At 65.1% G+C, this 14,198-nt stretch carries 18 protein-coding genes; 15 read left to right on the forward strand and 3 right to left on the reverse strand.

Annotation, left to right across the window (positions count from 1 at the left end; genetic code table 11):
* The first annotated feature begins 120 nt into the window (after positions 1-120).
* The 11 genes from GGD67_RS16335 (at position 121) to adhP (ending at position 9,286) form a co-directional block, all read left to right on the forward strand.
* Entirely contained in the window at positions 121-567 is a 447-nt protein-coding gene (locus GGD67_RS16335) for an SRPBCC family protein (protein ID WP_092259130.1), read from the forward strand.
* 134 nt (positions 568-701) lie between these two features.
* Positions 702-1,187, forward strand: a complete 486-nt coding sequence (locus GGD67_RS16340; RefSeq protein WP_026201687.1) for a (2Fe-2S)-binding protein — start codon at positions 702-704, stop codon at positions 1,185-1,187.
* Between the two features lie 27 nt (positions 1,188-1,214).
* On the forward strand, positions 1,215-2,021 hold the full coding sequence (locus GGD67_RS16345) for a xanthine dehydrogenase family protein subunit M (RefSeq protein ID WP_018316528.1): 807 nt from the start codon (positions 1,215-1,217) through the stop codon (positions 2,019-2,021).
* 60 nt (positions 2,022-2,081) lie between these two features.
* Complete coding sequence (locus tag GGD67_RS16350; protein WP_018316527.1) at positions 2,082-3,005, forward strand: AAA family ATPase; 924 nt, start codon at positions 2,082-2,084, stop codon at positions 3,003-3,005.
* A gap of 146 nt (positions 3,006-3,151) precedes the next feature.
* Positions 3,152-4,354, forward strand: coding sequence for a VWA domain-containing protein (locus GGD67_RS16355; protein ID WP_179734212.1), 1,203 nt, complete (start codon positions 3,152-3,154; stop codon positions 4,352-4,354).
* A gap of 10 nt (positions 4,355-4,364) precedes the next feature.
* Positions 4,365-4,688, forward strand: a complete 324-nt coding sequence (locus GGD67_RS16360) for an XdhC family protein (protein WP_007602422.1) — start codon at positions 4,365-4,367, stop codon at positions 4,686-4,688.
* Positions 4,689-4,690: 2 nt separating this feature from the next.
* On the forward strand, positions 4,691-5,392 hold the full coding sequence (locus GGD67_RS16365) for an XdhC family protein (RefSeq protein WP_092259136.1): 702 nt from the start codon (positions 4,691-4,693) through the stop codon (positions 5,390-5,392).
* A complete protein-coding gene (locus GGD67_RS16370) occupies positions 5,389-6,993 on the forward strand; it encodes an NTP transferase domain-containing protein (protein WP_179734214.1) in 1,605 nt (534 codons plus the stop codon). Before GGD67_RS16365 ends, GGD67_RS16370 begins: the two co-directional genes overlap by 4 nt.
* Before the next feature lie 248 nt (positions 6,994-7,241).
* Positions 7,242-7,631, forward strand: coding sequence for a DUF4189 domain-containing protein (locus GGD67_RS16375; RefSeq protein WP_018316523.1), 390 nt, complete (start codon positions 7,242-7,244; stop codon positions 7,629-7,631).
* An 82-nt stretch (positions 7,632-7,713) separates the two neighbouring features.
* A complete protein-coding gene (locus GGD67_RS16380) occupies positions 7,714-8,124 on the forward strand; it encodes a DUF2000 family protein (RefSeq protein ID WP_018316522.1) in 411 nt (136 codons plus the stop codon).
* Positions 8,125-8,260: 136 nt separating this feature from the next.
* Complete coding sequence (adhP, locus tag GGD67_RS16385) at positions 8,261-9,286, forward strand: alcohol dehydrogenase AdhP (protein WP_179734216.1); 1,026 nt, start codon at positions 8,261-8,263, stop codon at positions 9,284-9,286.
* A 4-nt stretch (positions 9,287-9,290) separates the two neighbouring features.
* Here the strand turns inward: adhP and GGD67_RS16390 are convergent, their stop codons facing one another.
* From GGD67_RS16390 to GGD67_RS16400, 3 genes are read right to left on the reverse strand one after another with little or no spacing between them, the layout of a single operon-like run.
* Positions 9,291-9,704 carry a GFA family protein gene (locus GGD67_RS16390; protein ID WP_092259148.1) on the reverse strand — a complete coding sequence of 138 codons (414 nt, stop codon included), beginning with the start codon at positions 9,702-9,704 and terminating at the stop codon, positions 9,291-9,293.
* A gap of 12 nt (positions 9,705-9,716) precedes the next feature.
* Positions 9,717-10,190 (reverse strand): SRPBCC family protein, encoded by a 474-nt coding sequence (locus GGD67_RS16395; protein WP_018316519.1) that lies wholly within the window; start codon positions 10,188-10,190, stop codon positions 9,717-9,719.
* Positions 10,187-10,522 carry a helix-turn-helix transcriptional regulator gene (locus tag GGD67_RS16400; protein WP_092259151.1) on the reverse strand — a complete coding sequence of 112 codons (336 nt, stop codon included), beginning with the start codon at positions 10,520-10,522 and terminating at the stop codon, positions 10,187-10,189. The genes GGD67_RS16395 and GGD67_RS16400 overlap by 4 nt, the downstream gene beginning before the upstream one ends.
* 98 nt (positions 10,523-10,620) lie before the next feature.
* Between GGD67_RS16400 and GGD67_RS16405 the strand changes: the two genes are divergently transcribed.
* The 4 genes from GGD67_RS16405 to GGD67_RS16420 are packed head-to-tail and all read left to right on the forward strand — an operon-like array spanning position 10,621 to position 14,178.
* On the forward strand, positions 10,621-11,304 hold the full coding sequence (locus tag GGD67_RS16405) for a TetR/AcrR family transcriptional regulator (protein WP_018316517.1): 684 nt from the start codon (positions 10,621-10,623) through the stop codon (positions 11,302-11,304).
* Positions 11,301-12,089, forward strand: a complete 789-nt coding sequence (locus GGD67_RS16410; RefSeq protein ID WP_179734218.1) for an HlyD family secretion protein — start codon at positions 11,301-11,303, stop codon at positions 12,087-12,089. The genes GGD67_RS16405 and GGD67_RS16410 overlap by 4 nt, the downstream gene beginning before the upstream one ends.
* Positions 12,086-13,018, forward strand: coding sequence for an ABC transporter ATP-binding protein (locus GGD67_RS16415; RefSeq protein WP_179734220.1), 933 nt, complete (start codon positions 12,086-12,088; stop codon positions 13,016-13,018). The genes GGD67_RS16410 and GGD67_RS16415 overlap by 4 nt, the downstream gene beginning before the upstream one ends.
* A complete protein-coding gene (locus tag GGD67_RS16420; protein WP_092259154.1) occupies positions 13,015-14,178 on the forward strand; it encodes an ABC transporter permease in 1,164 nt (387 codons plus the stop codon). The genes GGD67_RS16415 and GGD67_RS16420 overlap by 4 nt, the downstream gene beginning before the upstream one ends.
* The last annotated feature ends 20 nt before the right edge of the window (positions 14,179-14,198 follow it).

Raw genomic sequence — 14,198 nt, forward strand, 5'->3', positions numbered from 1 at the left:
ACACACGTCTTTTTGCAGTTGCGAATATGCATTGCACGTGACCGGGCGCCGCCCTTTCCTTTGCCGCGTCCCTGCGTTACTTGATCAGCACAATAGTTACGCGATCCGGGAGGCACCCTCATGGCCATGACGATGAACGGCGAAGTCCAGCTTGCGGCGTCCCGTGAGGCCGTGTGGGCCAAGCTCAACGATCCCGAGGTGCTGAAGGCCTGCATCCCCGGCTGCGAGGAGCTCGAGAGGACCGAGGACGGCGGCTTTCGCGCTACGGCGAAAATGAAGGTCGGCCCGGTGTCGGCACGCTTCAAGGGCAAGGTCACACTCTCCGATCTCGACCCGCCGAACGGCTACAAGATCTCGGGCGAGGGCGAGGGCGGGGTCGCCGGCTTCGCCAAGGGTGGCGCGGTGGTCAAGCTGGCGGAGAAGGACGGCGGCACGCTGCTGTCCTACGATGTCGAGGCGCAGATCGGCGGCAAGTTGGCGCAGCTCGGCCAGCGCCTCATCAACGGCGCCGCCAAGAAACTCGCCGACGAATTTTTCGCGAACTTCGCCAAGGCGGTACAGGGCTGAAGGTCATCGCCTTCGGCATGGCACCTTGCGTCCCGGGCGATGTTGCCCCGGGGCATAATGGCCCATATGATGGGTTGGAATAATTATAAGAACCGCTTCGACGGGACCCGTCGGGGCGCTGATAGAGAGTGCTTATGGCAAAAATCTCCCTCATCGTGAACGGCAATCCAGTCACCGCCAACGTCGATCCCCGCACCCTCCTGGTGCAGTTTCTGCGCGAGAATCTGCGCCTGACCGGCACCCATGTCGGCTGCGACACCTCGCAGTGCGGCGCCTGCGTCGTGCATGTCGACGGCAAGGCCGTGAAATCCTGCACCACGCTTGCGGTGATGGCCGACGGCCACGAGGTCAAGACGATCGAGGGGCTGGCCGCAGACGGCGCGCCGCTGCATCCGATGCAGGAGGCCTTCCGCGAGCACCATGGCCTGCAATGCGGCTTCTGCACGCCGGGCATGATCATGACCGCGATCGACATCGTGCACCGCAAGGGCAACGAGCTCGACGACCATACGATCCGGGAAGAACTAGAAGGCAATCTCTGCCGCTGCACCGGCTACCAGAACATCGTCGCCTCGATCTCCGCCGGCGCCAAGGCGATGGCGAAATCCGACCTCGCGTAACGCGCATCCCGCGATCAGGACATTCAGATGTACGAATTCAAATATCATCGCCCCGGGACCGTGCGGCAGGCCGCCAACCTCCTGGTGAAGAACGAAGACGCCAAGGTGATCGCCGGCGGCCACACGCTGATTCCCGTCATGAAGCAGCGCCTCGCCAGCCCCCCGCACCTGGTCGACCTCTCCCATATCGAGGGGCTCAATACGATCGAGATGAAGGGCCGCTCGCTGGTGATCGGCGCCACCGCCAAGCACGCCGAGGTCGCGACGTCCGCGGTCGTCGGCGAGGCGATCCCGGCGCTCGCCAATCTTGCCGGCGGAATCGGTGATCCCGCCGTACGTCACAAGGGTACGATCGGCGGCTCGCTCGCCAACAACGACCCGACCGCGGACTATCCGGCCGCCGTGCTCGCGCTGGGCGCGACCATCGTTACCAACAAGCGGCGCCTCAAGGCCGAAGAGTATTTCCAGGGCCTGTTCTCGACCGCGCTGGAAGCCGACGAGATCATCACCAAGGTGATGTTCCCGCTGCCGAAGAAGGCGGCCTACATCAAGTTCCGCAACCAGGCCTCGCGCTATGCGCTGGTCGGTGTGTTCGTGGCACGGCGTCCGTCCGACGTGCGGGTTGCCGTCACCGGCGCCGGCTCCGAAGGCGTGTTCCGCGTCACTGCGTTCGAGGAAGCCCTCAAGAAGCGCTTCGCCGCGAAGGCGCTTGACGGCATTGAGGTGCCGGCCGAGGGCCTCAACAGCGATATCCACGGCAGCGCCGAATACCGCGCGCACCTCATCGGCGTGCTGACGCGGCGCGCCCTCGATGCCGCCAATGCCAAGGAGTGAGTGAACCTCACGCCTCGGCCAAACTTGTCCCGGTGAGGGCGTAGCGAGACTGGCTTTTTCATGACTTCAGCGGCCAATACTTCCGGGGCCTTGCCGGCATCGGTCGATGCGATGCTCGAACTCCTGACGTCGCGCGGCTATCTCGCGGAGCGGTCGCTGGCGACGGTGACTTATCTCTCGCTGCGGATGGGCCGGCCGCTGTTCCTGGAAGGCGAGGCCGGCGTCGGCAAGACCGAGATCGCCAAGGTCTTGTCCGCAGCGCTCGGCCGGAAGCTGATCCGCCTGCAGTGCTACGAAGGCCTCGACGTCTCCTCCGCGGTCTACGAGTGGAACAGCGCCGCGCAAATGATCGCGATCCGGATGGCGGAAGCCGCTGGCGACACCGATCGCGACCAGCTCTCGAGCGACATCTTCGCCGACCGCTACATGATCAAGCGGCCGCTGCTCCAGGCGCTGGAGCCCGACGTTGCGGGACCACCGGTGCTGCTGATCGACGAGCTCGATCGCGCCGACGAGGCGTTCGAGGCGTACCTGCTCGAAATCCTCAGCGACTTCCAGGTGACGATCCCCGAATTCGGCACCGTCAAGGCGCCCGCCGCGCCGATCGTCATCATCACCTCCAACCGCACCCGCGAGATCCACGACGCGCTGAAGCGACGCTGTCTCTATCACTGGGTCGATTATCCCGCGGCCGAGCGCGAGCTCGCGATCGTCAAGTCGCGCGTGCCCGGCATCTCCGCAAAGCTGTCGCAGCAGGTCGTGCGCTTCGTGCAGGCTTTGCGCAACCAGGACTTCTACAAGTCGCCGGGCGTCGCCGAGACCATCGACTGGGCCACCGCGCTGTCGGAGTTAGATGCCCGCTCGCTGACCCCGCAAGTGGTCGGCGACACGCTGGGCGCGCTGCTCAAGTACCAGGACGACATTACCCGGATGCAGGGCGATACCCTGCAGAAGGTGCTGAAGGAAGCAACGAGCGAGAATTGACGCGCGTCATTTGAGTTCGTCATTCCGGGGCGCGCGTCAGCGCGAACTCCGGTGCGCAATTGCGCACCTGAGAATCTCGCGCTGCAATCTCTGGATTCCGGGTTCGTCGCTGCGCGACGCCCGGAATGACGGAGCGAGGATAGACCATGGCCATCAACCACCTGGCGCCCGAGCAGACCGAGCAATTCGCCGACAACATCGTCGGCTTCGCCCGCGCGCTGCGCTCTGCGGGCATGCCGGTCGGGCCGGGCGCTGTCATCGACGCCATGAGCGCGCTCCAGGTGATCGATATCGGCAACCGCGCCGACGTCTTCACCACGCTGGAGGCGATCTTCGTCAAGCGCCATGAGCACGCGCTGATCTTCAAGCAGGCCTTCAACCTGTTCTTCCGCGCCTCGGAAGAGTGGAAGCACATGCTGGATTCGGTGCCGCTGCCGGACGAGGCCAAGAAGAAGCCGCAGGCGGGCTCCCGCCGCGTGCAGGAGGCGATGTCGCAGCCGCGCATGACCGAGACGCCGCAGCACCAGGAGCAGGATCTGCGCCTGTCGGTGTCCGACAGGGAGATCCTTCAGAAGAAGGATTTTGCGCAGATGAGCGCCGCCGAGATCAGCGAGGCGCTGCGTGCCGTCGAGCGGATGCATCTGCCGCAGGCCGAGCTTCTGACCCGGCGGCAGCGGCCTGATGCGCGCGGGCTTCGCCTTGACCTCCGCCGCACGCTGCGCGCCTCCTTGCGCACCGGCGGCGACATCATCGATATCCATCGCCTCGGGCGGATCGAGAAGCCGGCGCCGATCGTGGCGCTGCTCGATATCTCGGGCTCGATGAACGAGTACACCCGCCTGTTCCTGCATTTCCTCCATGCCATCGGCGATGCGCGCAAGCGCGTCTCGGTGTTCCTGTTCGGTACCCGGCTGACCAACGTCACCCGCGCGCTGCGCCAGCGCGATCCCGACGAGGCGCTGGCGAGCTGCTCGGCCTCGGTCGAGGACTGGGCCGGCGGCACGCGGATCTCGGCCTCGCTGCACAACTTCAACAAATTGTGGGCGCGGCGCGTGTTGAGCCAGGGCGCCATCGTGCTCCTGATCTCCGACGGGCTGGAGCGGGAGGCGGATTCCAGGCTCGCCTTCGAGATGGACCGGCTGCACCGCTCGTGCCGGCGCCTGATCTGGCTCAACCCGCTGCTGCGGTTCGGCGGCTTCGAGGCCAAGGCCCAGGGCATCAAAATGATGCTCCCGCACGTTGACGAATTCCGCCCGGTACATAATTTGAGTTCGATCCAGGAGCTGATCACGACGCTCTCCCGGCCGCTGCCGCCGCATCACCGCAGCCTGATCCGCTCCGCAGCTTGAGAGGCACCCCATGCTCGATCGCGACGAGGATATTCTGAAGGCGGCGGAGGACTGGCAAAAGGCGGGCCGTGGCGTCGCGCTCGCCACCGTGGTGGAGACCTGGGGCTCGGCGCCGCGCCCGGCGGGCTCCAGCCTCGTCATCAACGACGAGGGTACATTCCTGGGCTCGGTCTCCGGCGGCTGCGTCGAGGGCGCCGTGGTCACCGAGGCCATGGACGTGATCCAGAGCGGCAAGCCGAGGATGCTGGAGTTCGGCGTCGCCGACGAAACGGCCTGGAATGTCGGGCTGTCCTGCGGCGGTACCATTCGCGTCTTCGTCGAGAAGGTCGGTTAGCCGTGAAGCTCGAGGTTCTGCACGAACTCAATGCCGAGCGGGCCGCGCGCCGGCCGGTGATCCTGGTGACCGACACCGAGAGCGGCGAGCAGCGCCTGGTGAAGGCGAAGGATTTTGCAAAAGATCCGTTGCGCGCCGAACTCGACAAGCAACTCCGCATGGGCAAGAGCGCCAATGTCGAGGCCGGCGGCAAGAAGCTGTTCTTCAACGTCTACGCGCCGACAGCAAAACTCGTCATCGTCGGCGCGGTCCATATCAGCCAGGCCTTGGCGCCGCTGGCGCGCTCGCTCGGCTATGACGTGACCGTCGTGGATCCGCGAACGGCGTTCGCCAGCCCCGAGCGCTTTCCCGACGTTCCGCTGGTGGCCGAATGGCCGGACACGGCTCTGCCGCCGCTCAATGTCGATGCCTACACCGCCTTCGTCGCGGTGACGCACGATCCCAAGATCGACGACCCGGCGCTGCTGCACGCCTTCGAGCGCGGCTGCTTCTATATCGGCGCGCTCGGCTCGCGGAAGACGCACGCCAAGCGCGGCGACCGGCTGCGGGCGCAGGGCGCCAAGGAAAGCGACATCGCGCGCATTCACGCGCCCATTGGCCTTGCGATCGGCGCGGTCTCCCCGTCCGAGATCGCGGTGTCGATCATGGCGGAGATCACGGCGGTGCTCCGCCTGCCTCCCAAGGAAAAAGAAGAAGCGGCATGAAGTTCGGCCCGGCGAGCCCTGAGGATGCCATCGGCGGGGTGACCGTCCACACCCTGCGCCAGGGACCGCTGGTGCTGAAGAAGGGCACGACGATCGGGCCTGCCGAGGTCGAGCAGCTCACGCGGGCCGGCATCAAGGACATCGTCGTGGTGCGCATGGAGGCGGGCGACGTCTCCGAGGACATTGCGGCCGCCGGCATCGCGCTGGCCGTTGGCGGCGAGGGCATTCATGTCGAGCGCGCCTTCACCGGCCGCGCCAATCTGTTCGCCGCACGTCCGGGTGTGCTGGTGATCGACCGCGCCGCGGTCGACCGCATCAACAACATCGACGAGGCCATCACCTTTGCGACGCTCACCGCCTACAAGCCGGTGGTCGAGGGCGAGATGGTCGGCACCGTCAAGATCATCCCGTTCGGCGTCGAAGGAAGTTTGCGCGATGCCGCGGTGAAGGCCGCAGGCAAGGACGTGCTGAAGATCGCGCCTTACATGATCCAGCGCGTCGGCGTGGTCTCGACGCTGCTGCCGGGCCTCTCATCCAAGGTGATCGACAAGACGCTGCGCGTCACGGCCGAACGGTTGGCACCCGCCGGTGCCAGCATCATCGCCGAGCGGCGGGTCCAGCACGACGAAGCTGCCCTGTCAGCCGCGATCAAGGAGTTGCTCGGCCTCGGTGCCGAGCTCGTCATCGTGTTCGGGGCCTCCGCGATCGCCGATCGCCGCGACGTGATTCCGGCGGCGGTCACCAGGATCGGCGGCGAGATCGAGCATTTCGGCATGCCGGTCGATCCCGGCAATCTCTTGCTGATCGCGCGGGCCGGCGACGTTCCGGTGCTGGGCGCACCGGGCTGTGCGCGCTCGCCGGTCGAGAACGGTTTTGATTGGGTCTTGATGCGGCTTCTCGCCGGCATCAAGGTGACGCGGTCCGAACTCATGGGCATGGGCGTCGGGGGCCTCCTGATGGAGATCGTGACGCGGCCGCAGCCGCGCGCGCAGCCCGAGACCGAGGGCAATAGCCAGGTCGCCGCCATCGTGCTCGCTGCGGGCCGTTCGACCCGGATGGGCGGGCCGAACAAGCTGCTCGCCGAGCTCGACGGCAAGAAGCTGGTGCGGCTCGCGACCGAGCAGGCGCTGGCCTCGAAGGCCTCCGAGGTGATCGTCGTCACCGGGCATCAGGCCGAACTGGTCGAGCAGGCACTGCAAGGCCTGAAGGTGAAATTCGTGCGTAATCCGGACTTCGCAGGCGGCATCGCCAGCTCGGTCAAGGCCGGCATCGCGGCCGTGCCGGAAAGCTGTGATGGCGCCGTTGTGTGTCTCGGCGACATGCCGCTGATCGATGCCGGCCTGATCGACCGTCTCATCGACGGCTTCGCGCCGGACCGCGGCAATCTCATCGTCGTGCCCGTCAGCGAAGGCCGCCGCGGCAATCCCGTGCTGTGGTCGCGCCGCTTCTTCAAGGAGCTGATGACGCTCGATGGCGACGTCGGCGCGCGGCATCTGATCGCCAAGCACACCGAGGCGGTGGCCGAGGTGCCGGTGGACGGCGAGAGCGCCTTCCTCGACATCGACACGCCGCAGGCGCTGGAAGCTGCGCGAGGCGGATAACGGTGCCGCAAACGACGGTGCCGTAGGGTGGGCAAAGGCGCGGAGCGCCGTGCCCACGGTCTCTTCGTTACGATCGACAATTGGTGGGCATGCTTCCGCCTTCGCTCTTCGAGCTACGGCGGACAAGTCGCTTTGCCCACCCTACGGCACCTCCCCAAGCCTCTTCCGATTTCAACCACCCGTTCACCATCTGGAAACGACCGGCGCTTAGAGTTGCCTCCACCTGCCTTGGGGGGAGGGGATTTTCCATGGCTTCGAACGTCGTCGCGCGCCGTTGCGCGATGTTTTGCTTTGTCTTGTCAGTTGCCGTCACGGGCGCCCGCTATGTCACCGAAGCGCATGCCGCCGGTGCGATTGCAGTCGGCAAATGCGGCGCTTATGGCCAGGCCTTTGATTACGGCCACGAGCACGAGGCGCGTGCCGCGGCGCAGAAGCAGTGCAAGGGCGATTGCACGACGGTGACGATGAAGCGCGCCTGCGCCGCGATGTCGGTCGATATGACCAACCCTTGCGGCGCTTATGGCTACGCCGTCAAGCCGAAGATTTCGGCCTCGCTCAACGCCGCCACGCGCGAATGCTACAAATACGGCGGCAAGGAATGCGTGATCCGCGCCTGGGCCTGCGATGCCAAGGGTTGATTTCGTCGAGCGCTGATTCCTCTTGCTGTCATTCCGGGGCGATGCGTAGCATCGAGCCCGGAATGACAATCGAAGGAACCACATGCAATTCGACACCAAGATCGCGGTCGTGATCCGCACCGATCTTCAGGCCTGGCAGAAGCTCAACGTTGCGTCCTTCCTCACCAGCGGCATCGCTGCGGCCTTTCCCGAATGCATCGGCGAAGCCTATGAGGACGCCTCGGGCACGAAATATCATGCGCTGATCGGTCAGCCGATCCTGATCTATGGCGCCGATGGTCCGGCGTTGTCGCGCGCGCTGGACCGTGCGCTCGCGCGCAACGTCAAGCCGGCGGTCTATACCGAGGACATGTTCAGCACCACGCACGATGCCGCCAACCGTGAGGCGGTGAGGGTGGTCGCGCGCAACGATCTCAATCTCGTCGGCATCGCCATGCGCGCCGAGCGCAAGGTGATCGACAAGATCCTCGACGGCCTCAAGTTCCATAGCTGACACGCCGCATCCGCGCGGCGTCATCGTGGTGTCATGATGGGGCCGGCCCTGCGCAAACTTTGTGCTGTTTGACCCCCGTCAAAGGAGCACCGGACGGCATCGCTATTCTGCTTCGCAAAGCGCAGAGGAGCAGCAGATGCCGACCATGAAGGCCGCAATCGTCAAGCAATTCGGCAAGCCACTGGTGATCGAGGATGTGCCGGTGCCGCAGCCCGGTCCCGGCGAGATTCTGGTCAAGGTGAAGGCCTGCGGCGTCTGTCACACCGATCTGCATGCAGCCTCCGGCGACTGGCCGGTGAAGCCGGTTCCTCCGTTCATTCCCGGCCACGAGGCTGCCGGCACCGTCGCTGCACTCGGGCCCGGCGTGAAGAATTTGAAAGTGGGGGATGCCGTCGGCGTCGCCTGGCTGCACGATGCCTGCATGTCCTGCGAATATTGCGAGACCGGCTGGGAAACCCTGTGCGAGCACCAGCACAATACCGGCTACAGCGTCAACGGCGGCTTTGCCGAATATGTCATCGCCTCGGCTGCCTTTGCAGCAAAGCTGCCGGCGACGGTCGATTTTGCCGCCATCGCGCCGATCCTGTGCGCGGGCGTCACCACCTACAAGGGATTGAAGGAGACGGAGGCGAGGCCCGGCGAATGGGTGGTGATCTCAGGCGTTGGCGGGCTTGGTCACGTCGCGATCCAGTACGCCAAGGCGATGGGGCTGAAAGTTGCCGCGGTCGACATCGCCGAGGACAAGCTCGAGCTTGCGCGCGAAACCGGCGCAGATCTCGCGGTCAACGCACTCGCGGATGGCGCGGTCGACAAAGTTCTTGCGGCAACCGGCGGCGGGGCTCACGGCGTGCTGGTGACGGCGGTCTCGACCGCCGCTTTCGCCCAGGCGCTGAAGATGGTGCGCCGGAAGGGCACCGTCAGCCTCGTCGGCCTGCCGCCGGGCGAATTCCCGACGCCGATCTTCGACGTCGTCCTCAAGCGCATCACGGTGCGCGGCTCCATCGTCGGCACGCGGCGCGATCTCGACGAAGCCGTCGCATTCGCTGCGGACGGCAAGGTGAAGGCCGAAGTGACGAAGGTGCCCCTGGCGCAAATCAACGACGTCTTCGAGCGGATGAAGGCCGGCAAGATCGACGGCCGCATGGTGCTGGATTTCGGCTAGCGTCTCATCCAGGCGGCATGCCTTCGAACTTGACCAGGCTGGGATCGAGGCGATCCCAGTCATGGCCGCGCGCGGCGAAAGTGACCGCCTGCGGCTTGTAGCGGGCTGGCTCGTCGAGGCTCGCTGCGCGAATTGTGAGGACGTCGGGCTGTGCCGCGAAGGTCATGTATACAGGCACGCCGCATTGCGTGCAGAAGCCGCGCGTCTTCACATTGCCGCTGTCGGCGACCATGTCCCAATGCTTCGCCTCGCCGGTTAGCGTCACGCCGGCACGCGCGAACGTCGCGTATGAGCCATGTGCACTGCCGCTTTCGCGCTGGCAGTCGCGGCACTGGCAGTGATTGCTGAACAGGGGCTCGCCGACAATCGAATAGCGGATCGCGCCGCAGGCGCAGCCGCCGGTATAGGGCTTGTCCATCGCGATGCTTTCCTACTTGTCTTCGCCGGAGATGGCATCGAGCCGCTGCAGCACCTTGACCCAGCCGTCGCTCATGTTGCGATAAGCGGTGTCGTTCGTCGGCGTCACGAAGCCCGAATGCACCACGCGCACGCGCGTCCCGGCTTCGACCGGCGTGAGGGACCAGGTGACGACGGTGTCGAGCGCCGAGCCGTAACCGGTGTTACCCTCGTCGCCACCCTTCCAGGCAAAGGCGAAGCGTTGGTTCGGCACGACCTCCAGAACGCGGCAACGGATCGTGCCATCCCACGCGCCGGCCGGGTTGGTCTTGAACGTGAAGGTGTTGCCTTCGACGGCCTCGAAACCGGTCGGCGGCATCAGCCAGCGCGCAATCAACTGTGCGCTGGTCAGCGCCTTCCAGATCGTTGCGACGGCGTGAGGGAAGACCTCGTCGATGACGATGTCTTTGGTCTGGTGTTGGGCTTGAGCTTTGGAAGCAGCACTCACGGATCGATCTCCTTCAAGAGGTCACGCAGGTTCTGGAAGCGCTCGCGCCAGAACACGCCGTAATGGTCCATCCAGGTGACCAGCGGTTCGAGCCCTTGCGGTGCGGCGCGGTAATAGACGTTGCGGCCCTCGGCGCGCTCGGCGACGAGTCCGGCCTGCTTCAGGGACTTCAGGTGCTGCGAGATCGCGCCCTGGGTCACGCCGCTGCCGCGCGTCAGTTCGGCGACGCTGATCTCCTTGCTCTCGAACACGCGCTCGAACACCGCTCGGCGCGTCGGGTCGGCGAGGGCGCGCATCACGGTGGTGACGGGGTTTGGAGCAGTTTCGATCATGACATTCAATTAGCAAGTGCTAATTCATTAGTCAATGCTAATTCTTCTGCTTGTATCGCGGTATTGACTGTGACTGACTGGTCAGTCATATATATCTGATGATGAAGAAGTCGACCAAGCTCGCCAACAAGTCGGCCCTGAGCGCAGAGCCTGCGTCAGCCCGCGGAGAGGTGCCTGCATCGAATCGCGCTGCGCGCGCGCAGGAGCGGCGCGCGGCGATCGTGGAGGCCGCGATGGAGGAGTTCATCGCCCGCGGTTTCGCCGCAACGCGACTCGACGACATTGCCAAACGCGCCGGCGTCGCCAAGGGCACGATCTACCTGCACTTCAAGGACAAGGAATCAATGTTCGAGGAGCTGGTGCGCATCGTGATCGTGCCTGTCGTGGCTCGGCTGACCGCGCTGCCGCCGCCGACTGGCTCGGTGCGCGACCTCATCGAGGCCTTTGCCAGCAATTTCCTGAAAGAGGTCATCGGCACCAGGCGCGGCGATCTGGTGCGGCTGATCGTGGCGGAGGGGCCGCGCTTTCCGGCCGTCGCCGATTTCTACTACCGTGAGGTCGTCTCACGCGGGATCGCCGCCATGCGCGCCCTGATCGAGCTCGGCATCGCCCGCGGCGAGATCCGCGAGAAGGACCTCGCGCGCTATCCGCAGATCCTGGTCGCGCCGGCGATGATCGCGGTGATCTGGCAGAGCCTGTTTGCGCGGCACGCGCCGCTCGATGCACAGGACATGCTTCGCGTTCATCTCGATTTGATTTTTGGCGAACGGAGGACGACATGAGGTCGTCGCAAGCAATTTTCAGCATTGCATTGGTGATGGCGCTCGCAGCCTCGCTCGCCGGCTGCCAGGAAAAGCGCGATCCCGGTTTCCAGGGCTGGGTCGAGGCCGACATGATCTTCGTCAGCCCCGACGAAGCCGGGCGGGTCACCAAGCTGAACGTCCGCGAAGGCGACGAGGTCAAGGTCGGCGATCACCTCTATTCCGTCGATGACGATCTCCAGCTTGCCGACCTCAACCAGCAGAAGGCGACGCTCGCGAACGCGCAGCAGACCTATGACCGTGCGGCCTCGTTGAACAAGACCGGTTCGGGCACGCAGGCCAATCTCGATTCCGCCGTGTCCGCCTTGCGCGTCGCGGAGGCGCGGGTGGCGACGTCAGAGACGCGGATGGCGCGGCGCAAGGGCTTTGCGCCGGTTGCCGGCACCATCCAGCAGATCTATTTCCGCGAGGGGGAGATGGTGGCGGCGCAGCGCCCGGTGCTGTCGATCATGCCGCCTGGCAACATGAAGCTGCGCTTCTTCGTGCCGGAGACCGCGCTGCCGAAGCTCGCGATCGGCGATACGGTGCGCATCGCTTGCGACAATTGCGCGGCCGATCTCACCGCAAAGATCTACTTTATTGCGACCTCGGCCGAATACACCCCGCCTGTCATCTACAGCCTCGATGAGCGCAACAAGCTGGTCTATTTGATCCAGGCGCGGCCGTCGCGCCCCGACGCGCTGCGGGTCGGACAGCCGATCGACGTCTATCTCAATCCAAAGACCCCGGTGGCGGACAAGCGATGAACGGTGGCAACGGCATCGCGATCGACGTCAAGGGCCTGACCAAATCGTTTGGCGGCCGCGAGGTCGTGCACGATCTGTCGATGCAGGTGAAGCGCGGCTCGATCTACGGCTTCCTCGGGCCCAACGGCTCGGGCAAGACCACGACCATCCGTATCCTCTGCGGCCTCCTTACCCCCGATAGCGGCGAGGGCACCTGTCTCGGCTACGACATCCGCCGCGATGCCGAAAAGATCAAGCGCCAGGTCGGCTACATGACCCAGCGCTTCAGCCTTTATCAGGATCTCTCCGTGCGCGAGAATCTCGAATTCGTGGCGCGGCTCTATGGTCTGGCCGATGCGCGCGGCGCCGCGCGCGACATGATCAAGCGGCTCGGGCTCTCGGGACGCGAGGATCAGCTTGCGGGCGAGCTTTCCGGCGGCTGGAAGCAGCGGCTGGCGCTGGGTGCCTGCACGCTGCCCAATCCGCAATTGCTGCTGCTGGACGAGCCCACCGCCGGCGTCGATCCCAAGGCGCGGCGCGACTTCTGGAACGAGATCCACGCGCTGGCCGCCGAGGGCCTCACCGTCCTGGTCTCGACCCACTACATGGACGAGGCCGAGCGCTGTCACGAGATCGCCTACATCGCATACGGCCATCTGCTGACCCACGGCACGGTGGAGGAGGTGATCGCGAAATCCGCGCTGACGACTTACACCGTAACGGGCGAGGACCTGAACGGGCTCGCGGCCGAGCTCACCGGCAAGGCCGGGATCGACATGGTGGCGCCGTTCGGCACCTCGCTGCACGTGTCGGGGCGCGACGTCGCCGCGCTCGAAGCCAGCGTCGCGCCATGGCGCGAAAGAGATGGCTTGCACTGGCACAAATCGTCGCCGTCGCTGGAAGACGTATTCATCGAGCTGATGGGGCGCTCCAAGGACAATTTCCAATGAGTGCTGTCGATCGTCCGGCCCCAGGCCACGAGACCCGCGAGCGCTTCGGCTTCCTGCGGCGCTCCTATGCGATGCTGATCAAGGAGTTCATCCAGCTGAGGCGCGACCGCGTCTCGTTCGCGATGATCGTGATGCTGCCGGTGATGCAGCTCATGCTGTTCGGCTATGCCATCAACACCACGCCGCGCCATCTGCCGAGCGCGGTGCTGCTCCAGGAGGATTCCGATCTCGCCCGCTCGATCCTGAAGGCGCTGGAGAACACCGCCTATTTCCGCTTCCTCTATGAGGTGCACGACGTCGACGATTTCGACAACCTCCTGAAATCCGGCAAGGTGCTGTTCGGTGTCGAGATCCCGCGCGGCTTCGAGCGGGCGGTACGGCGTGGCGACAGGCCGGCGCTGCTGGTCGCGGCCGATGCGACCGATCCGGTGGCGGCAAGCTCGGCGATCGGCTCGCTCGGCATGATCGTGCAGACCGCGCTCAAGCACGATCTCTATATCGGCGATCCCCCGGAGATGCCGTTCGAGATCCGTGCGCATGCCCGCTATAATCCGGCCGCGGCCTCCAGCCTCAACATCGTGCCGGGCCTGGTCGGCACCATCCTCACCATGACCATGCTGATCTTCACCGCGCTGTCGGTCACGCGCGAGGTCGAGCGCGGCACCATGGAGAGCCTGCTGTCGATGCCGATCAAGCCGGTCGAGGTGATGTTCGGCAAGATCGTGCCCTACGTGCTGGTCGGCTTCGTGCAGGCGTTCCTCATCATCGGGATCGGCGTCGGTCTGTTCGGCGTCCCCGTGCTCGGCAATCTGTTCCTGCTGGCGCTGCTCTCGACGCTGTTCATCACCACCAATCTGTCGATCGGCTACACCATCTCGACGGTGGTGCAGAACCAGCTCCAGGCCATGCAGATGTCGATGATGTTCTTCCTGCCGAGCATTCTGCTGTCCGGATTCATGTTTCCCTTCGCGGGGATGCCGACCTGGGCGCAATATCTCGGCGAATGCCTGCCCCTGACGCATTACCTTCGCATCGTCCGCGCCATCATGCTGAAGGGCGCGACCATGCAGAATCTGCATTTCGACGCCCTGGCGCTGGCGATCCTGATGGCGCTTGCCATGACCATCGCCGTGACGCGCTTCCGCCGCACGCTGGATTGAGGCACAATGCCCCGGAATCG

Origin of the sequence: Bradyrhizobium sp. IAR9, assembly GCF_013408065.1 — a bacterium.
Lineage (GTDB): Bacteria > Pseudomonadota > Alphaproteobacteria > Rhizobiales > Xanthobacteraceae > Bradyrhizobium.